This window comes from uncultured Pseudokineococcus sp., from assembly GCF_947499845.1.
GTDB lineage: Bacteria > Actinomycetota > Actinomycetes > Actinomycetales > Quadrisphaeraceae > Pseudokineococcus.
In genome coordinates, this window is the sequence record NZ_CANMPM010000003.1 from 211198 (window position 1) to 233927 (window position 22730).

The window sequence follows — 22730 nt, forward strand, 5'->3', positions numbered from 1 at the left end:
CATGGCCCCGATCCGTGTCCTCGTCGTGGACGACGCCGCCGTGCTGCGGCGCCTCGTCGCGCGGGCGCTCACCTCGGCCGGCGGCATCGACGTCGTGGGCACCGCCGGCGACGGCGAGCAGGCCCTGGAGCAGGTCGAGCGCCTGGCGCCCGACCTCGTCGTCATGGACCTCGAGATGCCGGCCCTCGACGGCGTCGGCGCGGTGCGCGAGCTGCGCCGCCGCGGCTGGGCGACGCCCGTCGTCATGGTGAGCACCCCCACGGACGACGGCGCCGAGGCCACCCTGCGCGCCCTCGCGGCCGGGGCCACCGACTTCTTCCCCAAGCCCTCGCGGGCCTCCTCGCCCGCCGAGGCGCTGGCGCGCGTGCGCGACGGCCTCGTGCCGGTCGTCCGCGCCCTGGCGGGCCACGCCGCCGCGGGCGGGCCCGGGCGGGCCCCGGCGAGCAGCGTCCACGTCGGACGGCCCGTCGTGCCCCCGCTGGCCCCCGCCGCCGCCCGCCCGCCCGTCGTCGCCCCCGCCCCGTCGGCGGGTCCGGCGAGCGTCGTCCGTCCTCCGGTGCTGCACGCCCCGGTGATGGACGCCCCGGCGTCGCACCCCCCGGCGCCCGCGCGCCCCGTCGCTCCCGCCGCGCCGGCGCCCGCACCGCTCGCGGCGTCCCGGCCGTCGCCGTCGACCGGCCGCGGCGTCCCCGGCGAGCCGGCCGTCCCCGCGCCGCGCCCCGGCTCGCCCGCCCGCCCGCCGGCCCCCGCCGCGCACGCCCCGGCCCGGACCGCGCCCGTCGCCGCGGCACCCCACCCGGCCGCGTCCCCGCTCGCCGCCCCGGCTGCCTCCTCGCCCTCCAGCCCGTCCCCGGGCCGCCGCGGCGCCGGCCTGCCCGCCGTCGTCGCCGTCGGCAGCTCCACGGGGGGTCCCGAGGCCCTCGCCCGGCTGCTGCAGGCCCTGCCCGCGGACCTGCCCGTGCCCGTGGTCGTCACCCAGCACATGCCGCCCGTCTTCACCCGCCAGCTCGCGGTCCGCCTCGACCGCCTCGGGCCCCTCGCCGTGCGCGAGGCCGAGGACGGCGACGACCTCCGACCCGGCCGCGTCCTCGTCGCGCCGGGGGACCGCCACCTCGTCCTGCGCCGGGCCGGCGCCGACGTCGTCGTGCAGCTCTCCCAGGCGGCGCCCGTGAACTTCTGCCGGCCCGCCGTCGACGTCATGCTCCGCTCCTGCGTCGACGTCCACGGCGCCGGCGTCCTCGCCGTCGTCCTCACGGGCATGGGCAGCGACGGCCGCGACGGCTGCGCCGACGTGCGCCGCGCCGGCGGCGCCGTCCTCGTCCAGGACGCCGAGACGTCGGTCGTGTGGGGGATGCCGGGCGCCGTCGCGTCCGCCGGGCTGGCCGACGCCGTGCTGCCCCTCGACGCCGTCGCCGGCGCCGTCGCGAGCGCCTGCCGCCGCGGCGCGCCGGCCCTCGCGGGGGGTGCCCGGTGAGCGCGCCGGCCGCCCCGTCGCTGTCACCGGCGGACCTCGCGTGGGTCTGCGAGGTCGTCCGCGCCGAGACGGCCGTCGTCCTCGACGCGTCGAAGGAGTACCTCGTCACCTCCCGCCTGCTGCCGCTCGCGCGGCGCGCCGGGCTGGCCGACGTGGGCTCCTACGTCGCGCGGGCGCGCGCGGGCTCCGCGGCCGACCGCTGGGAGCTCGTCGAGGCCATGACGACGAACGAGACGTCGTGGTTCCGGGACGTCGAGCCCTTCACCTACCTGCGCGAGCGGCTCCTGCCCGAGCTCGCCGCGGCCCGCCCCGGGCGGTCGCTGCGGGTGTGGTCGGCCGCCTGCTCCACCGGCCAGGAGCCCTACACGATCGCGATGCTCCTCGCGGACGCCCCCGAGCTGCGCGGCTTCCGCACCGAGGTGCTCGCCACCGACGTCGACCGGACCGCCCTCGAGCGCGCCCGCTCGGCCACCTACTCGCAGATGGAGGTCGGCCGCGGCCTGCCGGCCGACCTGGTCGCCCGGCACCTTGAGCGGGCGGGGCTGCAGTGGCGCGTGCGCGAGCCGGTGCGCTCGTGCGTCCGCTTCGCGGAGCTCAACCTCGCCCGGCCCTTCACCGAGCGCGGGCGCTTCGACGTCGTCTTCTGCCGCAACGTCCTCATCTACTTCGACACGGTGACCAAGCAGCAGGTGCTCGACCGCATCCACCAGGTGCTCGCGCCGGACGGCGTCCTCGTCCTCGGCGCCGCCGAGACCACGCTCGGGGTCTCCTCGGCGTGGACCCGCGTCGAGGGCAGCCGCGCCGCCCTCTACCGCCCGGCGGGCACGTCCTCCTCGGCCGGCTCCTCCTCGGCCGGCTCCTCTCCGACCGGGTCCGGCGCGGCCGGCGGTGGACGCCTCGGTGCGGTGCCGACATCGGCGCCGGCCTCCGTGTCCGGCCCGCTGCTCGCCGCGCGCCCGCCGGCCCCGGCGCCGCTGCGGCCGCCCGCGCCGGCGCGGCCCCCGGCCGTCCCGGCCGCGGCGCTCCGCCCGGGGGCCGCAGCGCCTCGCCGGACGCCCGCCGGAGAGGCGCACCCCCGCCCGGTCGTCCCGCGCCCCGCTGTCGCGCAGACGGTCCCGGCCTCACCGCTCGCTCCCGGGCGCGTCCCGGCGACCCGGTCGGGCGCCGTCGCGCCGTCGTCACGCCCCGGCTCGGTGCTGCCGGGCTCCGCCTTCCCGAACCCGGCGGGCTCCCGGCCGGCGGGCCTCGACGGGAGCCGGCCGGCGCCGACGCAGCCCGTCGTGCCCGGCTCGCCGCGCCGGCTGCTCGCGCCGCCCGCGACCGGGCGCCCGCCCGCCCCGCCACCACGGGCGGCGCCACCGCACCCCCCGGCGACCGCCCCCCGGACGGACGCCCGACCGGACGCCCGACCGGACCCCACCAGCGCACCACCTCGGACCGCAGCTCCCCGCGGCCCACGACCTGACAGCGGAGGAAGCCGATGATCGCCCTCGTGGTGGACGACTCCCGTGCGATGCGCCGCATCGTCAGCGGGGTCCTGCGCCGTGCCGGGATGGACGTGCTCGAGGCGGGTGACGGCCAGAAGGCCCTCGACGTCCTGGAGCGCCACCTCGCCGCCGGCGGGGACGTGCCCGACATCGCCTGCATCGACTGGAACATGCCCGTCATGGACGGGCTCCAGCTCGTCACGACCGTCCGCCGCCGGCGCGAGCTGCGCTCCATGGCGCTGATGATGGTGACGAGCGAGTCCGAGCAGTCCCAGGTCGTCAAGGCCCTCGCGGCCGGGGCGCACGAGTACCTCTTCAAGCCCTTCACGCCCGAGGCGCTGCTCGCCAAGCTCGAGCTGCTGGGCCTGGCACCCGCCCCGGTGGGCGAGCCCGCGACGGCGGGGGGTGCGTCGTGGTCGTGAGCGAGACGTCCGTCGTCACCGGCCCCGACGCCCCGCCCGCCGTCACCGCCGAGGACCTCGTCGGCCTCGTCGGCGACCTCTGGCGCTCGGTCTCCGCCGACCCGGAGGTCGAGGACGCGCCGGTCGAGGCGGGGTGGCACCCGGCCGGGGCGCGCCTGCTGCGCTCGACCATCGGCATCGAGGGCGCCTGGGACGGCGACCTCGTCATCACCTGCGCGCCCCGCGCCGCCGAGCGGTGGGCCCGGGCGATGCTCGCGATGGACGAGGGCGAGGACGTCGGTGAGGCCGACGCCCTCGACGTCCTCGCGGAGATCGCCAACGTGGTCGGCGGCGCCGTCAAGGCGCACTGCGCCGCCGGCGGGCGGCTCGGGCTGCCCGGCACCGACGTCGTGGAGGCGCACGACGGCCCGCCCGCCGCGCCCGAGCTCCTCGTCGCGGTCGGGATGACGTGGCCCGACGCGCCCCTCGGCGACGACGACGCCCTCTTCTCGCTGGCGCTCGTCTCCCGCTGACCCGGCAGCCGCGCGCCGCCCACCGGCGCCGCCGCCCGCAGGGGCGGCGGCGCCGGGCTCAGCCCTCGTCTTGCCAGACGACGCCGACCTTGCCGCCGGCGGCGGCGTCGGCGGTGCGGTAGGCCTCGGCGGCCTCCTCGAGCGGGAACGTCGCGGTGACGAGGCGCTCGGGGTGCAGGTCCCAGCGCACGAGGTTGTCCAGCAGCTCGCCCATGCGCACGGTCGAGGTCACCCACGAGCCGTGCACCGTGAGCTGGCGGTGGATGAGGACCTCGCTGACGTCGACCGTGAGCTGCCCGCCCTCGCCGACGAGCGCGGCCCGGCCCCACCGGCGGGTGTGGCGCAGCGCGGTCAGCTGGCCGCTGCCGTGGCCGGAGCAGTCGACGGCGACCTCGGCGCCGTCGCCCAGCAGCCCGGCGAGCTCCTCGTCGGTGCCGGCGACGGCCTCGTCCACGGCGCCGAGCTCGAGGGCCAGCGCGCGCCGCTGCGGGCTGGGGTCGGTGCCGACGACCAGCGGGGAGCCCAGGGCCTTCGCGAGCAGCCCCACGGCCTGCCCGACGGGGCCCAGTCCCGTGACGAGCACGCGGTCGGCGCCGGAGACGTCGGCGCGGCGCACGGCCTCGTAGGCGGTGCCGAAGCCGCAGGCGACCACGGCGCCGTCGAGGAAGGTCAGGGGCTCGGGCAGCGCGAGCAGGTCGCGCTCCTCGGCCAGCAGGAGGTCGGCGTGGCCGCCGTCGCGCTGCCACCCGTAGGCCGCGCGCGCCGGTGAGGTGCAGGAGATCTGGTAGCCGCGGCGGCACTCGGGGCACTGCCCGCAGCCGCTGATGTGGTAGACGACGACGCGGTCGCCGACGGCGACGCGCTCCACGCCCGGGCCCACGGCCAGCACCCGCCCGGCGGGCTCGTGGCCCCCGGCGACGCCCTGGTAGGCCTCCGGGCCCTCGCCGAGGTGCTCGCGGTAGATCGCCCGCAGGTCGCTGCCGCAGATCGTCGAGGCCCTCGTCCCCACGAGCACCTGCCCGTGGCCCGGCTCGGGGTCGGGCACCTCCCGCAGGTCGACCCGGCTGCCTCCCGGCAGGTACGCAGCGCGCACGGCTCCTCCTCGTCCTCGTCCCACGATCTCGACGTCCTGGGCGGCCCGGCGGTCGTGCGGGCCGGGCAGGAGTCTGCCGCCCGCGCCGTCCTCGGACGCCGGGCGTCCGGGTGCCGGGCCGGGCGGGCGCTGGTAGGCCGGGGCCATGACGAAGCCCGACCGCGGCGCCGTCCTCGACGCCCTCCTCGAGCGCCACGGCACCACCTACGCGGAGGAGTCGGGGCTCCGGCTGAAGGACACCCCGGCGCCGCTCTTCGAGCTGCTCGTCCTGTCCTCCCTGCTGTCGGCCAACCTCCAGGCCGACCTCGGCGTGCGGACGGCGCGGGCGCTGCGCGAGGCAGGCCTGACGACGGCGGAGAAGCTCGCCGGCGCGAGCGACGAGGAGCGCTGGCGGGTGCTCGCCGACGCCAAGTACCTGCGCAAGGAGCAGACGGCCCGCCAGCTCGGGCAGCTGGCCGAGCGCGCGCAGGAGGAGCACTCGGGCGACCTGCGGCGCCTGCGCGACGCGGCCTTCGGCGACGGCGGCGGGGGCCTGCCCGCCCTGCGCGAGGGGGTGGGCGCCTTCACGGGCATCGGCCCGCTCGGCGTCGACATCTTCTGCCGGGAGGTGCAGGCGGTCTGGCCGCAGCTGCGGCCCTTCGCCGACGAGCGCGCCACCGACCCCGCGAGGGCGCTCGGCCTGCCGCACGACGCCGACGGCCTGGCCGAGCTCGCCGGCACCGACGACCTGTCCGTCGTCGGCGCCGCGCTCGTGCGCTGCGGCCTCGCCGACGACGCCGACGAGGTCCGCGCGAAGGCCCGGTAGCCCGCGCGGCGGCGGGCGCGGCGCACACCGGCCCGCAGAAGGGGGCGTCGCGCAGCGTCATCGCAGGTCAGAGGCCTATGGCGCGCTCCGACGGCCCGTCCTGCAGGTCGGTCGGTATGCGCGTGACCGCTGCGGCCCTCGCAGCGCGACGCCGTGCGCCGGGCGCCTCACCCCGCGGCGTCGTGCTCGAGCACCCGGACGGCGAGCTGCACGCGGTTGGTCACGTGGAGCTTGTCGAACAGCCGCGTCACGTGCGTCTTGACGGTCGTCGTGCCGAGGAAGAGCGCGGCGCCGATCTCGGCGTTCGACAGGCCCTGCGCCACGAGGCGACCGACCTCCCACTCCCGCGGGGTGACCGCGGCGGGCGGCTGCGGGAGCCTCCCGGCGGGTCGGGGGGCCGACGGGGCGACGTCCTCGACGGCGACCCGACGCCGGTCCGGCTCCGCGGCGAGGGCCACGAGCCGCGCCAGGACGCCGGGCGAGAAGGAGCCCCGGCCCTGGGCGGCGTCGTGGACGGCCGCCAGCACCGCCTCGGGCGGGGCGTCCTTGAGGAGGAAGGACACGGCGCCGGCCCGCAGGGCCTCCAGCAGCAGGTCGTCGGTGGCGAAGGCCGTGAGCACGACGACGCGCGCCCCGGCGCCGGTCGCGGTGAGGCGACGGGTCGCCTCGACCCCGTCCACGCCCGGCATGCGGACGTCCATGAGGACGACGTCCGGGGCGAGCGCCGCGGTCATCGCCACGGCCTCCGCGCCGTCGGCCGCCTCGCCGACGACGGTGATGCCGGCCGCCCCGTCGACCATGAGCCGCAGCCCGGCGCGCATGAGCCGCTCGTCGTCGACGACCAGGACGCGCACGGGCTCCGACGCTCCGACGGGGCCGCCCTGCCCCTCCGGTGTCACGCCGACCACGGGACCACCACCTCGACGACGAAGCGGTCGTCCGGTGTGGTCCCCGAGCGCGCCGAGCCGCCGAGCAGGCGGGCGCGCTCGGCCACGCCGACCAACCCGAGCCCGGTGCCCAGCGCGGGCGCCGACGACGAGGGCAGGGAGTTGGACGAGCGCAGCACCAGGTCGGCGCCCTCGTGAGCGAGGACGACGTCGACGGGCTCGCCGGGGGCGTGCTTGCGGGCGTTGACGAGCAGCTCGGCGAGGACCTGCGCCAGGGAGACCGCCGTCGCCGGGGAGCGCTCGTCGAGGTCGACGGCGGCCAGCCCCCGCCAGGCGACCTCGACCCGCTGGCCGAGAGCCCTCGCCCGGGCGGCCTGCTCCTCGACGGACGCGGACGTCGGGAGCGGTTCCGCTCCGCCGTGGTGCCCGAGCCGCTGCCCGGGGTCGGTGCTGCGAAGCGCGACGAGGACCTCGCGCAGGACGGCGTTCGCGTCCGCGGCGGCGTCGCGCACCGTGCGAGCCGCGTCGCGCGCCCGCTCGGGAGGCAGGTCGTCGCGCGAGGCGAGGGCCCCGGCGTGCAGGGCGACGATCGACAGCTGGTGCGAGAGCGTGTCGTGCATGTCGCGGGCGATGGCGCTGCGCTCCTCGGCGCGAGTGCGTGCCACCTCGGCCGCGCGGCCGGCGGCGAGCGCCGCCCGTTCGCGCTCGGCGCCCTCGGCCTGCGCCCGCAGCGAGGCCACGAGAGCTGACCGGGTGCCCCGTGCCCGTCCCACGAGGAGGAGCAGGACGGCGACGAGGGACAGGCCGGCGAGGTCGGCCCAGAGCGGCAGCGGGTCGGGGGACGGCGGCGCGACGAGCGCCTGCAGCCGGCCGTAGCCGGTGCCGCCGACGACCACGAGGGCGACGACGGCCGCGTCCACGGCGCGCGAGCGGTGCGCGCCGGCGCGAACCGCCCCGACCGCCCCGGCGGGCAGGGCCCACGCGCTGACTGTGCTCGCCGCCACGAGGCCCAGCGCCATGGCGCGTGAGCCGCGCGCCACGCCGGCGAGGGCGCACGCCGCGAGGCCGACGCCGGCGTCGAGGCCCAGCAGGACGACCCAGGCCCCGGGCGACCTCGGCTCACCCTCCTCCAGCGACACGCCGACGAGGACGAGGAAGACCGCTGGACCGACCAGCGAGCACACGACGACGGTGGCGAGGGCGCGCAGGCGCGGGTGACCTCCGCGGTGGTCCGGCGGCCCCGGGGTGGGCGCCGACGCGGCGCCCGGGGCGTGCGCGGCGGAGCGCGCGGTCGGCGCGATGGGCGTCACGAGGACGAGCGTAGGAAGAGCACCGCGAGCCGAGGTCCTCCTCGGGGAGGACCCCGGGCGCATCGCCCCGTCCTCCGACCGGTCGGCGGGCGGCCCGCGGGACGGGCCGGACGGCGGATCCGTCGCCGACCGGGGCGGCGGGACCGTCGGCGCATGACGACCACGAGCGCCTCCGGCGCCACCGCTCCCACCGGTCCCACGGGCGCCGCCCGCCGCACCGGCGCCACCGGGCCCACCGACGTGACCGAGCCCGTCCCCACCTCGGCCGGGCCACCCCACGACCCGAGCGGCGCGATGTCGGGCGGAGAGGAGCGCGGGCCCCAGGCCTACCACCGGCTCGCGCACCTGGACGAGCGGACCGCCCGGTGGTGGCGGCCGCTGGCCGTGCTCGGCGTCGGCAGCGGACTGCTGCTCCTGCCTCTCGTCGTCCTGGTCGTCGCGGCCGTGGTCGCCGTCGTGCTCGACGCCGCGGCCCCCGACCTGCTGCCCGTGTGGCCGTCGGCGTCGCGGCCCTCGCCCGACCTCGACGACCCGCGGAACCCGGTGGACCAGCTCCTCGGCCTGGGCGCCATCGCCCTGCTGCTGCCGCTCGTCGTGCTGGCGCTGCGGTGGGGCGGCGGGCAGCGCGGGCTGGTGCACTCGGTGGCCGGTCGCTTCCGGTGGCGCCTGGCGCTGCGCGCGGGCGCCGTCGTCCTCCCCGTCCACGCGGTCGTGTTGGCGGCGCTCGTGCTGCTCGTCCCGGCGGACGACCTCTCGACGCCGCCGCTGGACCTCTCGCTCGCCGCCGTCCTCGGGGTCGTGCTCGTGATGACACCCCTGCAGTGCGCCGCCGAGGAGTACGCCTTCCGGGGCCTGCCCCAGCAGCTGCTCGGCACGTGGCTGCGGCGCCCCGTCTGGGGCGTCGTCCTGCCCGTGCCGCTGTTCATGGCGGGGCACGGCTACGGCTGGGTGGGCCAGGTCGACGTCGCCGCCTTCGCCCTCGCGGCCGGCGTCCTCGTGTGGAAGAGCGGCGGGCTCGAGCTCGCCGTCGTCCTCCACCTCGCGACGAACCTCCCCCTCTTCCTCCTCTCGCCGCTGAGCCCCACGTCGCTGCAGCAGGGCGACGTCGACCCGCGGCTCCTGCTCGTCTCCCTGCCGCTCACGCTCGCCACGACGGCGGCGCTCGTGGTCTGGGTCTCCCGGACCCACGGCGTGGGCCTGCTCGAGCCGGTGCGGGGAAGGGGTCGAGCGCCAGCGGTGGCGCCCGTGCGGGCCGGTGCAGTTGCATGACCCCCATGCACCCGCGCGCAGGCCAGCCCGCCCGCCCCGAGGACCTCGTCGACGTCGACGCCCTGCTCTCGGCGTACGCGGACCGCCAGCCGGACCCGTCCGACCCGGGGCAGCGCGTCGTCTTCGGCACGTCGGGGCACCGGGGGTCGTCGCTCGACGGCGCCTTCAACGAGCAGCACATCCTCGCCATCACGCAGGCCATCTGCGAGTACCGCGCGCAGCAGGGCACCACGGGGCCGCTGCTCATCGCCCGCGACACGCACGCCCTGTCGCTGCCCGCGTGGCGCTCGGCCCTCGAGGTCCTCGTGGCCAACGGCGTCGACGTCCTCGTCGACAGCCGCGACGGGTACACGCCGACCCCGGCGCTCTCGCACGCGGTGCTGCGGCTCAACGGCCGCGGCACCGCCACAGCGGGCGAGATCCCCGACGGCGACGCCGACGGCATCGTCGTGACGCCGTCGCACAACCCGCCGCGCGACGGCGGCTTCAAGTACAACCCGCCGCACGGCGGCCCCGCGGGCTCGGACGCGACGGGCTGGATCGCCGACCGCGCCAACGCCCTCCTCGAGGCCGGGCTCGACGGCATGCAGCGCGTGCCCTTCGAGGAGGCCCGCGCGCGGGTCGGCGAGTACGACTTCCTGCGCCACTACGTCGACGACCTCGCGACCGTGCTGGACCTGGACGCCATCCGCGACGCCGGCGTCCGCATCGGCGCCCACCCCCTCGGCGGGGCCGCGGTCGCCTACTGGGCCGAGATCGCCTCGACCTACGGGCTCGACCTGACGGTCGTCGACGACACCGTCGACCCGCAGTGGGCCTTCATGACGCTCGACGGCGACGGCAAGATCCGCATGGACTGCTCCTCGCCGAACGCGATGGCCTCGATGATCGAGCAGAAGGACCGCTTCGACATCGCCACGGGCAACGACGCCGACTCCGACCGCCACGGCATCGTGACCCCCGACGCCGGGCTGATGAACCCCAACCACTACCTCGCCGTGGCGATCTCCTACCTGCTCGAGCACCGCGACTGGACCGACGAGCCGGCGGTCGGCAAGACGCTCGTCTCGTCCTCGCTCATCGACCGCGTCGTCGACGGCGCGGGCCGCCGTCTGCTCGAGGTGCCGGTGGGCTTCAAGTTCTTCGTCGACGGGCTGCTCGACGGCTCGGTCGTCTTCGGCGGCGAGGAGAGCGCCGGCGCCTCCTTCCTGCGGAAGGACGGCACCGTGTGGACGACGGACAAGGACGGGATCCTCCTGGCGCTGCTCGCCTCGGAGATCCGCGCGGTCACCGGTCGCTCGCCGAGCGAGCTGCACGGCGACCTCGTCGAGCGGTACGGAGCGTCGGCGTACAAGCGCGTGGACGCCCCGGCCGGCCGCGAGGAGAAGGCGCGGCTCGGGAAGCTGTCGCCCGAGGCCGTCACCGCCTCCGAGGTCGGCGGCGAGGCGATCACCGCCAAGCTCACCGAGGCGCCCGGCAACCACGCGGCGATCGGCGGGCTCAAGGTGACGACGGAGAGCGCCTGGTTCGCGGCGCGCCCCTCGGGCACCGAGGACGTCTACAAGATCTACGCCGAGTCCTTCCGCGGCGAGGAGCACCTCGACCAGGTCCTCGAGGAGGCCCGCGGCGTCGTCGACGCCGCGCTGCAGGGGTGAGCGGGGGCGACGACGGGTCCGGCGGCGCGACGGACGGCGCGACGGGAGGGCTGCGCGCCGCCGAGCGGGCGGCCCTGGCCCGGGCCGTCGCCCTCGCCGCGCGCGGGCTGGGCGGCACGAGCCCCAACCCCGTCGTCGGCTGCGTCGTCCTCGACGCCGCGGGCGACGTCGTCGGGGAGGGCTGGCACGCCCGCGCCGGGGGGCCGCACGCCGAGGTCGGCGCCCTGCGCGCGGCCGGGGCGCGGGCCCGCGGCGGGACGGCGGTCGTCACCCTCGAGCCCTGCGACCACACCGGCCGCACGGGGCCGTGCTCGCAGGCCCTGCTGGCCGCGGGCGTCGCGCGGGTGGTGCTGGCGGTCCCCGACCCGGACTCCCGCGCCGCCGGGGGCGCGCGCACCCTCGCGGCGGCGGGGGTCGACGTCGTCCGCGCCGAGTCGGAGCATGCGGAGGCGGCGCGGCGGGTCAACGAGGCCTGGCTGCACGCGCAGCGCACGGGCCGCCCGCACGTCACGTGGAAGCTGGCCGCCACGCTCGACGGGCGCAGCGCCGCCGCCGACGGGACGAGCCGCTGGATCACCTCGCCGCAGGCCCGCGCCGACGCGCACCTGCTGCGCGCCCGCAGCGACGCCGTCGTCGTCGGCGTCGGCACGGTGCTCGCCGACGACCCGTCGCTGACGGTCCGCGACCTGCCGCCGACCGGCGACGCGGTCGCCGACGAGGCGCTCGCGTCCCGCGCGCCGCTGCGCGTCGTGCTCGACGCCGACGGGCGCACGCCCGCCGGCGCCGCGGTGCGCGCGGGGAGCGGGCCGGGCGCGGGGGAGTGCGTCGTCCTCACGGCCGCCGACGTCGGTCGCGGCCCGGCCGGCGGGGTGGACCTGCCAGGAGCTCTCGCCGCGCTCCACGCGCGCGGCGTGCGCTCGGTGATGCTCGAGGGCGGGCCGCGCCTCGCCGGCGCCTTCCTCGACACCGGCCTCGTCGACCGGGTGCGCGCCTACCTCGCCCCCGCGCTGCTCGGGCAGGGGACCGCCGCCGTCGTGACGGCGTCGACCGGCGCCTCGATGGACGCGATCGCCCGGCTCGAGGTCGACGACGTCGTGCGCCTCGGGCCGGACCTGCGGGTGGACCTCCTCCCGCGTCGCTGAGCCGCTCCGGACCTCGCGAGCGGTCGGCCGGGCGACGCGCCGGCGGCACGCGGCGCGCCGGGGCCGGGCTCCCGCTCCTGCTCGACGACGGGCCCCCGTCGGCGACGGGTCCGACCGCGCGCGCCCACTCCGACGTCGCGCCTCGAGTCCGACGCTCCGCACGTCCACGACGCCGGACCACCCGCGCGACGTCGGACTCGAGCTGGATCGTCGGACTGGCGGTGCGGGCGCCGCGGCCGGCGGGGCGCACGGCGGCGGTCGCGGTGGTGGGCGCGGTCCCCGGGACGCACGGCGTGACCGGAGCGCACACTGGCTCCATGAGGACCCGCAGCCGCTGGGCGCTGGCCGCCGCCACGACGGGCGCCGTCGTCGCCGGTGCCGTCGTCGTGCCGGGCGTCGCGAGCGCCGACCCCGACCTCCCGCCGACCACCGCCGGGCAGCTGCTGGCCGACGTCGCGTCCGCGCAGGAGCTGCCGTTCTCCGGCACGGTCGAGCACACCTCCGACCTCGGCCTGCCCGAGCTGCCGCAGGGGCAGGGCGCCGGTGGCGGCGACCTGGTCGGCCTGCTCACCGGCACGACCACCCTGCGGGTGTGGAGCGACGGCGAGCAGCGCCAGCGCCTGGCCCTGCTCGGGTCCTTCTCCGAGACGGACGTCGTCCGCGACGGCACGGACGCGTGGGTCTGGCGCAGCGACGAGCGCACGGCGGTGCACGCCGAGCTCCCGTCGCAGGAGCAGCTCGAGGCCGCCCGCGGGTCCGCCGGCGACGAGGGCGCTGACGCGCCGATGCCGGGCGCGACGCCCGCCGAGGCCGCGCAGCGGGCGCTCGCCGCGCTCGACCCGACCACCGAGGTCCTCCTCGACGGCACGACCACCGTGGCCGGGCGCGACGCCTACGACCTCGTGCTGCGCCCGCGCAGCACCATCTCGCTCGTCGGCGAGGTGCGCCTCGCCGTCGACGCCGAGACGTCCTACCCCCTCAGCGTCCAGGTCACCGCGCGCGGCGCGAGCGACCCGGCGCTGCGGACGGCCTTCACCGACCTCTCCTACGCCGTCCCCGACGACGACGTCTTCGCCTTCACGCCGCCCGACGGCGCCGAGGTCCGCGAGGCGCCGTCCCTGGGGGCCGCGATGGCCGAGGGCTCGGTGCCGGAGGGCCGTCACGGCGCGAGCTCCGGCTGGACCGGGGAGGGCCCCGTGAGCTCGTCCGGCCGGGGGAGCGCACCGGAGGGTGCGGCGCCGACCGTCGTCGGCGAGGGCTGGGACGCCGTCGCCGTCCTGCGCGGCGCGGCCGGCGGTCTGACGGGCGGCGCGGGCGACGTCGGCGCCGGCCAGGCCCTGCTCGACGCCGCGCAGCCGGTCTCGGGCGAGTACGGCAGCGGCCGCGCGCTGCAGACCGCGCTCGTCAGCGTCCTCGCGCTCGACGACGGCCGCGTGCTCGTCGGCGCGGTGCCGACCTCGGTGCTCGAGCAGGCGGCCCTCGACCCCGCCGCCGTGCCGTGACGGCGGCCGCGGGCGCCCCCGCGGCCCCGCGGCCGGGGGCCCGCGGCGACGTCGCGGCCACCGACCTGGACGACCCGGACGCCGCCGGGGCGCTCGCCGTCGCCACGCGCGGCCTGACGAAGCGCTTCCGCGGCGGGCAGGTGGCCGTGGCCGAACTCGACCTCGAGGTCCCCCGGGGCGCCGTCTACGGCTTCCTCGGGCCCAACGGCTCCGGCAAGACGACGACGATCCGCATGCTCATCGGCCTCGTCGCGCCGACGTCCGGGCAGGTCCGGCTGCTGGGCGAGCCGGTGCCCGAGGCCCGGGCGCGGGTCCTGCCGCGCGTCGGCGCGCTCGTCGAGGGGCCCGCGTTCCACCCGTACCTCAGCGGCGCCGCCAACCTGCGGCGCGCGGACGCCGCCGACCGCACGGTCGACCCGCGCACCGCGCGGCGCCGCATCGGGGACGCCCTCGAGCGGGTCGGGCTCACGGCCGCGGCCGACAAGCGCTTCCGCGTCTACAGCCTCGGCATGAAGCAGCGCCTCGGCCTGGCCGCGGCGCTGCTTCGCCCGCGGGACCTGCTGGTGCTCGACGAGCCGACCAACGGCCTCGACCCGCAGGGCACCCGCGAGGTGCGCGCGCTCGTGCGCGAGCTCGCGGCCGACGGCACCACCGTCATGGTCTCCACGCACCTGCTCACCGAGGTCGAGCAGCTGTGCAGCCACGTCGGCGTCATGAGCGCCGGGCACCTCGTCGCGCAGGGGACGCTGGTGGACGTGACGGCGGGCACGACGACGCGCGTCGTCGTGGAGGCGCGGGACGCCGTCGGCGCCGCCCGCGTGCTGCGCGCCGAGGGCGTCGGCGCGGTGACGTCGGCGGGGGAGGAGGCCCGCGGGGAGCTGTCGCCCGGCGGGCCCGACCCGGAGCGTCTGCTCATCGCGCTCGTGGGCGCGGGCGTCGGGGTGCGCCAGCTGCGCCTGGAGCGCGCGACGCTCGAGGACCTCTTCGTCGACCTCACCGGGGAGGCCGCCGATGTCCGCGCCTGACACCGCTCCGGCGACCGGCGGGCCCGCGCGACCGGGGGGCGGGGCCTCGGCCGCCGCCGGTCGTCGCCCGTCCGGCGCGGCGGCCGACCTGCGGCTCCTGCGCTCGGAGCTGGCGCTCGTGCTGAGCCGGCGTCGCAACGTCGTCATGCTCGTCGTCCTCGCGCTGCTCACGGCGCTCGTCGGCGTGGGCGTCGACCTGGCGACGGGCGACGCGGACCCGGGGACCGGCGGCGGCCCGCCCTTCCTCGCGTCCTTGACGCAGAACGGCCTCTTCCTGGCCTTCGCCTCGCTGACGGCGTCGCTGCCCGTGTTCCTGCCGCTCGTCGTGTCCGTCGTGGCGGGGGAGTCGGTGGCCGGCGAGGCCTCGAGCGGCACGCTGCGCTACCTGCTCGTCACGCCCGTCGACCGCACGCGCCTCCTCGTCACCAAGTTCGTCGCGACGGTGCTGTACGCGGCGGTCGCCGCGCTCGCCATCGCCGTGACGGGCGTCCTGGTCGGGCTCGTGCTCTTCCCGGTGGGCGACGTCGTCCTGCTCAGCGGCACGACGGCGTCCTACGGCGAGGGGCTGCTGCGCCTCGCCGCCGTGACCGCCTACGCGACGGCGATGCTCACGACGGTCGCGGCGCTGGGGCTGCTCGTCTCGACGCTCACCGAGGTGCCCGTCGCGGCCATGTCGGCGACCGCGATCGTCGTCGTCCTCGTCCAGATCATGGGCCAGGTGCCGCAGCTGTCCTTCCTCCACCCGTGGCTCTTCACCGACGGGTGGCTGCGCTTCGCCGACCTGCTGCGCGACCCGTTGGCGCTGGGCGGTGTGGGTGACGGGCTGCTCCTGCAGGCCGGCTGGGTCGTCGTCCTGCTCGGCGCGGCGTGGGCGCGGATGACGAGCAAGGACGTCACGAGCTGAGCCCGGGCCCGCGTCGGGGCGGCGGGCGACGTCAGCCGGTGAGCACCACGAGGACCGACAGGCTCGCCAGGGCGTTGTTCGCGGCGTGCGCGATGACCGGCGCCCACAGGGTGCGGTGGACCTCCCGCAGGACGGCGAGCCCGACGCCGAGGACGGCGAGGTAGGGCATCACGACGAGGACCCCGTGGATCGCGGCGAAGAGCGCCGCGCTGACGACCACGGCCGCTGCGGGGTGCCAGCGCCGACGCAAGCCCCCGAGCACGACGCCGCAAGAGGGTCTCCTCCATGACCGGAGCGACGACCACGACGACGACGAGCAGCACCGCGACGAGGCCGGGCGCCACCCCGGCGGCGAGGTCGTCCACAGCGTCCTCCTGCGGTGGCGCGCTGCCCAGGGGCAGCAGGACGAGGAGCTGGACGACGAGCGCGGTGACCAGCAGGAGCGGCAGCTGCCACGCGAGGTGCCACAGCCGTGCGGTGGGGCGGTGGAAGCCGAGCGCAGCCCAGCCCGCCCCGACGCGGCGGAGACCGACGTGGACGACGCCGAGGACGGCCAGGTAGGGCACCGGCAGGAGGAGCACGAAGGCCGCCGCCAAGGAGCTGCGGGCGGCGGGGACGAGCAGCAGGACGACCGCCAGGCCACCGAAGACGGCCGCCGTGGCGCCGGCGACGGCGAGGAGGACCAGCAGCGTCGCGCGCAGTCCGAGCGGGGACGCCGTGGCCGGCAGCGCCGGTCGGCTCGCGGGTGCGGCGTCGGCGGGTGGTCCGGCGGGGTCCTCGTGCACGCCCCGTCCCTAGCACGCGCGAGGTGTTCGACGCTGGTGACCGTGCACGGTCACCAGCGTCGAACAGGTCTCGCCGCCACGCCCCGGGTGCCCCGCCGAGCCCGCCGGGTGACGCTGCTCCGGTGACGACGCCGGTGCCCGAGCCCTTCCCCGCGTGGTTCTTCGAGCGCGACGACCCCTCGCCCGACAGCCGGTTCTACGTGCCGCAGCGGCTCGTCACGCACATCGACGACGCCGCGATCGCCGCGGTGGGCGACCTCTACGCCGAGCTGGGCGTCGACGGGTCGTCGCGGCGCCCGGACGGGCGTTCCCGGGTCGTGCTCGACCTCATGTCGTCGTGGGTCTCGCACCTGCGCCGCGCGCCCGACGAGCTCGTCGTCCTCGGCATGAACGCGGCCGAGCTCGACGCCAACCCGATGGCGACCCGGCGCGTCGTCCACGACCTCAACGTCGACCCGCGGCTGCCCTTCGACGACGCCTCCGTCGACGCCGTCCTCTGCTGCGTGTCGGTCGACTACCTCGTGCGCCCCGTCGAGGTGCTCGCCGACGCGGCGCGCGTGCTGCGCCCGGGCGGCCCCGTCGTCCTCACCTTCTCGAACCGCTGCTTCCCGACGAAGGCCGTCCACGGGTGGCTCGCCACGGACGACGACGGCCGCTGCGCGCTCGTCGCCGAGTACCTGCGCCGAGCCGGCGGCCTCACCGAGCCCGAGGTCTCCCTGCGCACGCCGCCGGGGCCCGAGCGCGGCGGCACCTACCGCGGCGACCCGCTCTACGCCGTCGTCGCGCGTCGGGTCTGAGCGCGCTCGAGCGGGCGCACCGAGCCGGACACGAGCAGCGCCAGCGCGAGCAGGACGGCGACGACGGACACCGCCCGCAGTACCCCGGCCGCTTCCCCGAGCAGGCCGATGAGCGGGGGCCCGGCGAGGAAGGCGACGTAGCCGATCGAGGCGACGACGCTGACCCGGCCGGGCGCCAGGGCCGGGTCGTCGGCGGCGGCGCTCATGCCGAGCGGGAAGCCGAGCGCGATGCCGCCGCCCCAGAGGAGGGCGCCGACGAGGGCGAGCGGGAGGACCGGGGAGAGGATGAAGAGGAGCAGCCCGACGAGGGAGACCGACGCCATGACGCGGATGGTCGCCACCCGCCCGAAGCGGTCGAGCAGGTCGGGGCCGTACCAGCGGCCCACCGTCATGGCCGTGAGGAAGACGGCGAAGGTGAGCGTGCCCAGAGCGGCGTCCGCGCCGTAGCCGTCGATGACCGCCACGGCGATCCAGTCGTTGGCCGTGCCCTCGGCGAAGGCGAAGGCGAGCACGAAGACGCCGATGAGGAGCGTCCGCGGCTCGGTCCAGGACGCGAACGCGCCGCGCGTGGCGACCGCGGGCGCCGCCGCGGGGGACGCGGTGGGCTCCGGACCGGTCGCGAGGGAGCCGGCGGCCTCGTCGAGCGCCGGCTCGTCCGCGACGCCCCCGTCGTCCAGCGGCTCGAGGTCGGCGGCGCTGTCGTCGGGGACGAAGGCCCGGGAGCCGAGGGGGACGGCGACGGCGACGACCACGCCCACCACGGCGAGGTGCCACGGCACCGGTACGTCGAGGTGCACGAGCAGCGTGCCGAGCAGCGCACCGGCCACCGTGCCGACGCTGAAGCCGGCGTGGAAGCGCGTCATGATCGTGCGGCCGACGAGGCGCTCGACGACGGCGCCGTGCACGTTCATGGCGACGTCCCAGGCGCCGTTCGCCAGGCCGAGCAGGAAGAGCCCGAGGACGAGCAGGGGCAGCGCCCCCGCCAGCACGCCGCCCGAGGCGACGACGAGCGCCGACCCGAGCAGCACGGCCATGACGGCGACCATGCGCCGCGAGCCGATGCGGGCGATGACGGGGCCGGAGGCCGGCAGCGCGAGGACGGAGCCGGCGGCGATGGCGAGGAGCACGAGGCCCAGCGCGGCGGTCGACAGGTCGAGCCGGTCCCGCACCTGGGGGATGCGCGAGGCCCAGCTGGCGAAGGCGAAGCCCGAGCCGATGAAGGCGACGTAGGTCGCGCCGACCGCCCGGCTGACGACCGGGGCGGCGAGAGGGGTGGCGGTGCTCACGTGCGGGGGTCTCCGTCTCGGCCGGCCGGTGTCTCGGGGGGAGTCGCTGTCGGTGCGGTGGCGCCGCCGCCGGAGGCGGCCGCGCCCGGTGCGCGGTCGTCGGGAGGCGCGCCGACGGCGCGGCGCACCGCCTCGCGGACGACGTCGCGGCCCATCGGTGCGGTGGACAGGAGGCGGTGCATGACGAGGCCCTCGACGAGCGCGTCGAGCCCGCGGGCCGTCGCCGGGTCGACGACCCGCTCGAGGACGCGGCGGCTCGTGGCCATCCACCCCTCGGTGACCTCGCGCAGGGCCGGGTCCTTCAGCGCCTCGAGGTACAGCTCGTACGTGACCGACCAGTCGGCCGCGCCCGCGCCGGCGTCGCCCATGACGAGGTCGGTGACGGCGTCGACGAGCTGCGCCGGCGTGCGCGCGCCGGCCAGCGCGGCCTCGTACTGCTGCGAGACCCGCTCCGAGAGCGCGTGGTACGCGGCGGCGCGCAGGTCGGCCAGCGAGGCGAAGTGGTAGGTCGTCGACCCGAGGGGGACGTCGGCCGCCGCGGCGACCCGCCGGTGCGTGGTCCCGGCGACGCCGTGCTCGGCGAGGACCTCGAGCGCCGCCGCGACGATGCGCTCGCGGCGGTGCGGGTCGGTGCGCCGCGGCCGCGGCGAGCGGGGGGCGGCCTCGGGCGTGGGTGACGCGCTCACGCGGGCCGCCCGGCGTCGTCGTCGAGGGAGCGGACGACGCGGGCGGGGCTGCCGACGGCGAGGACGCGCGGCGGCAGGTCGCGCGTGACGACGGAGCCGGCGCCCACGACCGTGCCGGCGCCGATGGTGACGCCGGGGCAGACGACGACGCCGCCGCCCAGCCACACGCCGTCCTCGACGGTGATCGGCTCCGCGGCCTCCCAGCCGGCCCGCCGCAGCTCGGGGTCGAGCGGGTGCGTCGGCGTGAGGAGCTGGACGTGCGGGCCGATCTGGACGTCGTCGCCGATGGTGATGGCGGCGACGTCGAGGGCCGTCAGCCCGAAGTTGGCGAAGCAGCGCGCGCCCATGCGCAGGTTGGTGCCGTAGTCCACGTGCAGGGGAGGGCGGATCGCCGTCCCCTCGCCGACGGCGCCGAGGAGGCGGTGCAGCAGCTCGGCGCGCAGCGCCTCCTGGCGCGAGCTCGTGGCGTTGTAGGCCTCGGCCAGCTCGATGCCGCGGTGGGCGGCCTCGGTGATCTCGGGGTCGTCGACGGCCCGGTACCAGTCGCCGTCGCGCATCCGCTGCGCCATGGAGCGCGGGTCGCCGGCGAGCGGGTCGCCCGGCCGGTCGGCGGGCGGGGGCGGCGCGGGTTCGCTCATGTGGACGAGCGTACACACGCGGTGGCGCGTCCGGTCGACGGAGAAGGGCTACGAACTCCGCGCCTGGCGCCGTCCCGGACGGAGAAGGACTACGAGATCCGTGCCGAGGGGCGCCCAGGACGGAAGAAGGCTACGAAGTCCGTGCCGAGGGGCGACTGCACGGAAGGAGGCGACGAAGTCCGTGCAGGAGGGCGCCCCGGACGCCGTGGTGGTGCGGCGCCCGTGGTGGTGCGGGTCAGGCGGCGACGAGCGGCGCGCGCAGCGGGTGCTCGCCGCGGGGGAGGAGCACCTGGGCGGCGAGCCCCGTGCCGGCGTGGACGACGATCGGCGCCAGGAGGTTGGCGGTGCTGGCGGCGAGCGACGCGCCCGGCGTGATGACGACGAGCAGGAGCGCGTCGTCGGCCGTCTCGAGGCCGAGGCCCTCGACGTCGTCCTCCTCGACCTCCGGCGCGTAGTCGGGGAACCAGGCGCCGGGGGCGAGGACGACGAGGCGCACGCCGTCGGCCTCGAGCGACTGCAGGGAGTACAGGGTCCCCGTGTCGTCGAGGCGCACGAGCGCGAAGCGGGTGAGCTGCTCGAGGCCCGGCAGCGGCGCGACGAAGCGCACCTCGGGCAGGGCGGGCGGGGGCGTCGTCGCAGCGCTCACCGGAGGAAGTCTAGGAGCGTGGGCGTCGACGTCCGGGCGGCCGCGCCGAGGGCGGCCTGGTAGGCCTTCTCGTGCATCGACAGCTCCATGAGGGACTTGGCGAGGTCGACCTCCTCGACGTCGGCCTTCGCCGAGGTGAGGGACAGCACGCGGTCCTCGCCGCGGGAGCGCAGCGAGTCGACGCGCGACATGCGCGTCCCGACGTCGGTGAGCGCCGTCGTCATCCGGCCGAGGGCCGCGTCGAGGTCGGCCAGCGCGGCCGAGGACTCGGCGGAGCCGGTCGTCATGGCGGTCGCCACGCGGTCGAGGACGGCGAAGACCGAGTCGTCGCCGGCGCCGAAGGCCGCGGCGCCCGAGGTGTCCACGCGGATGCTCGTGCCGGGCGCGAGGCCGCGCACGACCGACCCGGTGCCGGTGTCCGTCGCCGGCGTGACGACGCCGCCGGACTCGGTGAAGGCGCGGGGCTCGCCCGTCGTGCCGCCGAAGACCGGTCGGCCGAGGTAGGTCGTGTTGGCGACCGACAGGACGTCGTCGCGCAGCCCGCGGACCTCGGTGGCGAGGGCCGCCCGCGCGGTGGGGCCGTTGGCGTCGGAGCCGGCCTGCACGGTGAGGGCGCGCACGCGCTGGAGGACGGCGATGCCCTGCTGGAGGGCGCCGTCGGTCGTCCCGAGCCACGCCGTGGCGTCCGAGCCGGACCGCGCGTAGCGGTCCTCGGCCGCGAGGGCGCGACGCAGCTCGAGGGCCTTGTCGGTGCCGACGACGTCGTCCGAGGGCTTGTGGATGGCGCGCCCGCTGGAGACCTCCTCGGTCGAGCGCGCCAGGCGCGCCGCGGCCGTCGAGATGCCGGCCAGCGCCGAGGCGCCGCCGCCGAGCAGGGTGGAGCGGCCGCCGACGCCGCCGGCGCTGGACAGGCTGGCGGAGATGCCGCTGACGGGGCTCATCGTCCGACCACGCCGGTGCGGTTGATGAGCGTGTCGAGCATCTGGTCCACGGTGGTGAGCACGCGGGCGGCTCCTTCGTAGGCGCGCTGGTACGTGAGCAGGTCGACCATCTCGCTGTCGACGTCGACGGCGGTGGACGCGACGAGCGCCCCCCGGGCGGCGTCGCTGTTGGTCTGCGTCGCCGTGGCGCGGACCTCGGCGGCCGAGGCTGCGCCCGCGACGCCGATGACGAAGGTGCGCCACTGGCCGTCCGGCCCGGAGGGGTCCTCCGCCAGGGCGGCGACGGCGTCCGCGACCTCGACCCCGCGGCCGCCCGTCCCGGCGCGGACGTCGCTGGGGGCGATCGAGGCGGTGACGTTCGCCGCCGTGAGGGGTCCGCCGTCGGCCGCGGTGAAGACCGCGGGGTCGCCGTGGGCGGCGTTGACGCGGGTCGCGACGGACTGGGCGACCCGGTCGTAGCCGGCCATGACGCCGGGGATGGTCGTCGTGAGGGCCTCGGTGAGCGCGGCGGCGGCCCCGCCGACGGCGGCGGTCGTGCCGGTGTCGGCGAAGGTGACGGTCGTCGGGCCGGTCGCGGCGCCGTTCATGGCGAGCGGCCCGGCGACGGCGACCTGGCGGGCGACGGCGCCGCTGACGAGCGCCTCGCCGCCGACGAGGACGTCGACGCCGCCGTCGGGGCGGGGCCGGCTCGTCGCGCCGACGAGCTGGGAGAGCTGGCGGACGAGCTGGTCGCGCTGGTCGGCGAGCTCGTGCGCGGTGGCGCCCGTCGTCTCGGTGATGGTGATGAGGCGGTTGTAGTCGGCCACGGACGTCGCGATGCTGTTGACCGAGGTCTCCAGCGTGCCGAGCTCGGCCCGCACGTCGCCCCACGTGGCGGCGGTCTGGGCCGCGCCCTCGCGGAGCGTCGCGGCGACCTCCTCGCTGCGGCCGGCGACGGTGACGCGGGCGGCGGCGCCGCCGGTGCCCAGGGGGTCCTGGTCGCCGAGGGCCGACCAGGCCGTCCACATCTGCCCGAGCTTGTGCTGCAGGCCCGTGTCGCCGGGCTCGTTGAAGCCGGCCTGGACGGCGTCGAGCACGCCCGAGCGGGTGCTGGCCAGCGCGGCGTCGGCCGTGGTGATCTCGACGCGGCTGGAGGCCAGGCGGTCGGTGAGCCGGGTGATGTCCGCGACGGCCACGCCGTTGCCGGTGGTCCAGCCGCGCACGTTGGAGATCGGGTTGACCGGCCCCGCCTGCGAGACGAGGTCCGCGCGCTGGCGGGTGTACCCGGGGGTGGCCGCGTTGGCGATGTTCTGGCCGGCGACGTCCATCGCGCGCCGCTGGGACTGCAGCGAGCTCAGGGCGACGGACAGGCCCTGGAAGGTGCTCATCGTGGTCTCCGCATCGGTGTCGGTCGTCGGTGTCGGTGTCGTGCGGGGCTCGGTCCGGGGTGGCGGGCGGGCACGGGGCCCTCCGCCGTCGTCGCTC

General features: G+C 77.7%; 22 protein-coding genes. 12 read left to right on the forward strand and 10 right to left on the reverse strand.

Translation table 11 applies throughout. The features are described from left to right. Nucleotide 1: 1 nt before the first annotated feature. From cheB to Q0789_RS04540, 4 genes are read left to right on the forward strand one after another with little or no spacing between them, the layout of a single operon-like run. Nucleotides 2-1474 (forward strand): chemotaxis-specific protein-glutamate methyltransferase CheB, encoded by a 1473-nt coding sequence (gene cheB / locus Q0789_RS04525; protein ID WP_298802562.1) that lies wholly within the window; start codon nt 2-4, stop codon nt 1472-1474. Beyond that, nucleotides 1471-2958 (forward strand): CheR family methyltransferase, encoded by a 1488-nt coding sequence (locus Q0789_RS04530; protein ID WP_298802564.1) that lies wholly within the window; start codon nt 1471-1473, stop codon nt 2956-2958. Before cheB ends, Q0789_RS04530 begins: the two co-directional genes overlap by 4 nt. Further along, nucleotides 2955-3383, forward strand: coding sequence for a response regulator (locus tag Q0789_RS04535; RefSeq protein ID WP_298802568.1), 429 nt, complete (start codon nt 2955-2957; stop codon nt 3381-3383). The genes Q0789_RS04530 and Q0789_RS04535 overlap by 4 nt, the downstream gene beginning before the upstream one ends. Further along, the gene (locus Q0789_RS04540) at nt 3380-3895 is read left to right on the forward strand and encodes a chemotaxis protein CheX (RefSeq protein WP_298802570.1); all 516 of its coding nucleotides are present in this window, start codon (nt 3380-3382) and stop codon (nt 3893-3895) included. Before Q0789_RS04535 ends, Q0789_RS04540 begins: the two co-directional genes overlap by 4 nt. Before the next feature lie 58 nt (nt 3896-3953). On the opposite strand, the gene Q0789_RS04545 is transcribed toward Q0789_RS04540, so the two are convergent. Next, a complete protein-coding gene (locus tag Q0789_RS04545) occupies nt 3954-4988 on the reverse strand; it encodes a zinc-binding dehydrogenase (protein ID WP_298802572.1) in 1035 nt (344 codons plus the stop codon). A 145-nt stretch (nt 4989-5133) separates the two neighbouring features. Here Q0789_RS04545 and Q0789_RS04550 point away from each other — a divergent pair, with 145 nt between their 5' ends. Next, nucleotides 5134-5793 carry an endonuclease gene (locus Q0789_RS04550; RefSeq protein WP_298802574.1) on the forward strand — a complete coding sequence of 220 codons (660 nt, stop codon included), beginning with the start codon at nt 5134-5136 and terminating at the stop codon, nt 5791-5793. A 167-nt stretch (nt 5794-5960) separates the two neighbouring features. Here Q0789_RS04550 and Q0789_RS04555 read toward each other — a convergent pair whose 3' ends face one another. Both Q0789_RS04555 and Q0789_RS04560 read right to left on the reverse strand, forming a co-directional pair. Then, the gene (locus Q0789_RS04555; RefSeq protein WP_298802576.1) at nt 5961-6647 is read right to left on the reverse strand and encodes a response regulator transcription factor; all 687 of its coding nucleotides are present in this window, start codon (nt 6645-6647) and stop codon (nt 5961-5963) included. Nucleotides 6648-6688: 41 nt separating this feature from the next. After that, nucleotides 6689-7990, reverse strand: coding sequence for a histidine kinase (locus Q0789_RS04560; RefSeq protein ID WP_298802578.1), 1302 nt, complete (start codon nt 7988-7990; stop codon nt 6689-6691). Nucleotides 7991-8143: 153 nt separating this feature from the next. Between Q0789_RS04560 and Q0789_RS04565 the strand changes: the two genes are divergently transcribed. The 6 genes from Q0789_RS04565 (at nt 8144) to Q0789_RS04590 (ending at nt 15487) form a co-directional block, all read left to right on the forward strand. Continuing rightward, nucleotides 8144-9259: a CPBP family intramembrane glutamic endopeptidase gene (locus Q0789_RS04565; RefSeq protein WP_298802580.1), complete on the forward strand. Its 1116-nt coding sequence runs from the start codon at nt 8144-8146 to the stop codon at nt 9257-9259. Further along, nucleotides 9256-10914, forward strand: a complete 1659-nt coding sequence (gene pgm, locus Q0789_RS04570) for a phosphoglucomutase (alpha-D-glucose-1,6-bisphosphate-dependent) (protein WP_366917631.1) — start codon at nt 9256-9258, stop codon at nt 10912-10914. Before Q0789_RS04565 ends, pgm begins: the two co-directional genes overlap by 4 nt. 50 nt (nt 10915-10964) lie before the next feature. After that, nucleotides 10965-12056, forward strand: coding sequence for a bifunctional diaminohydroxyphosphoribosylaminopyrimidine deaminase/5-amino-6-(5-phosphoribosylamino)uracil reductase RibD (gene ribD / locus Q0789_RS04575; RefSeq protein WP_366917640.1), 1092 nt, complete (start codon nt 10965-10967; stop codon nt 12054-12056). A 317-nt stretch (nt 12057-12373) separates the two neighbouring features. After that, nucleotides 12374-13558 (forward strand): hypothetical protein, encoded by a 1185-nt coding sequence (locus tag Q0789_RS04580; protein WP_298802586.1) that lies wholly within the window; start codon nt 12374-12376, stop codon nt 13556-13558. A 65-nt stretch (nt 13559-13623) separates the two neighbouring features. Beyond that, nucleotides 13624-14583 carry an ABC transporter ATP-binding protein gene (locus tag Q0789_RS04585; protein ID WP_366917641.1) on the forward strand — a complete coding sequence of 320 codons (960 nt, stop codon included), beginning with the start codon at nt 13624-13626 and terminating at the stop codon, nt 14581-14583. Further along, nucleotides 14570-15487 carry an ABC transporter permease gene (locus Q0789_RS04590; protein ID WP_298802590.1) on the forward strand — a complete coding sequence of 306 codons (918 nt, stop codon included), beginning with the start codon at nt 14570-14572 and terminating at the stop codon, nt 15485-15487. The genes Q0789_RS04585 and Q0789_RS04590 overlap by 14 nt, the downstream gene beginning before the upstream one ends. Before the next feature lie 31 nt (nt 15488-15518). On the opposite strand, the gene Q0789_RS16700 is transcribed toward Q0789_RS04590, so the two are convergent. After that, nucleotides 15519-16130, reverse strand: a complete 612-nt coding sequence (locus Q0789_RS16700; RefSeq protein WP_366917632.1) for a CPBP family intramembrane glutamic endopeptidase — start codon at nt 16128-16130, stop codon at nt 15519-15521. A 264-nt stretch (nt 16131-16394) separates the two neighbouring features. Between Q0789_RS16700 and Q0789_RS04600 the strand changes: the two genes are divergently transcribed. Next, a complete protein-coding gene (locus Q0789_RS04600; RefSeq protein WP_298802594.1) occupies nt 16395-17069 on the forward strand; it encodes a methyltransferase domain-containing protein in 675 nt (224 codons plus the stop codon). On the opposite strand, the gene Q0789_RS04605 is transcribed toward Q0789_RS04600, so the two are convergent. The 6 genes from Q0789_RS04605 to flgK all read right to left on the reverse strand — a co-directional run bounded on the left by Q0789_RS04605 (nt 17042) and on the right by flgK (nt 22633). Beyond that, the gene (locus Q0789_RS04605) at nt 17042-18355 is read right to left on the reverse strand and encodes an MFS transporter (protein ID WP_298802596.1); all 1314 of its coding nucleotides are present in this window, start codon (nt 18353-18355) and stop codon (nt 17042-17044) included. The two genes, Q0789_RS04600 and Q0789_RS04605, sit on opposite strands and share 28 nt — an antisense overlap. Next, complete coding sequence (locus Q0789_RS04610; RefSeq protein ID WP_298802598.1) at nt 18352-19041, reverse strand: TetR family transcriptional regulator C-terminal domain-containing protein; 690 nt, start codon at nt 19039-19041, stop codon at nt 18352-18354. The genes Q0789_RS04605 and Q0789_RS04610 overlap by 4 nt, the downstream gene beginning before the upstream one ends. Then, nucleotides 19038-19679, reverse strand: a complete 642-nt coding sequence (locus Q0789_RS04615; RefSeq protein WP_298802600.1) for a sugar O-acetyltransferase — start codon at nt 19677-19679, stop codon at nt 19038-19040. The genes Q0789_RS04610 and Q0789_RS04615 overlap by 4 nt, the downstream gene beginning before the upstream one ends. A 235-nt stretch (nt 19680-19914) precedes the next feature. After that, nucleotides 19915-20325, reverse strand: coding sequence for a flagellar assembly protein FliW (locus tag Q0789_RS04620; RefSeq protein ID WP_298802603.1), 411 nt, complete (start codon nt 20323-20325; stop codon nt 19915-19917). Further along, nucleotides 20322-21266: a hypothetical protein gene (locus Q0789_RS04625; RefSeq protein WP_298802605.1), complete on the reverse strand. Its 945-nt coding sequence runs from the start codon at nt 21264-21266 to the stop codon at nt 20322-20324. The genes Q0789_RS04620 and Q0789_RS04625 overlap by 4 nt, the downstream gene beginning before the upstream one ends. Next, entirely contained in the window at nt 21263-22633 is a 1371-nt protein-coding gene (gene flgK, locus Q0789_RS04630) for a flagellar hook-associated protein FlgK (protein ID WP_298802607.1), read from the reverse strand. Before flgK ends, Q0789_RS04625 begins: the two co-directional genes overlap by 4 nt. Between the last annotated feature and the right edge of the window lie 97 nt (nt 22634-22730).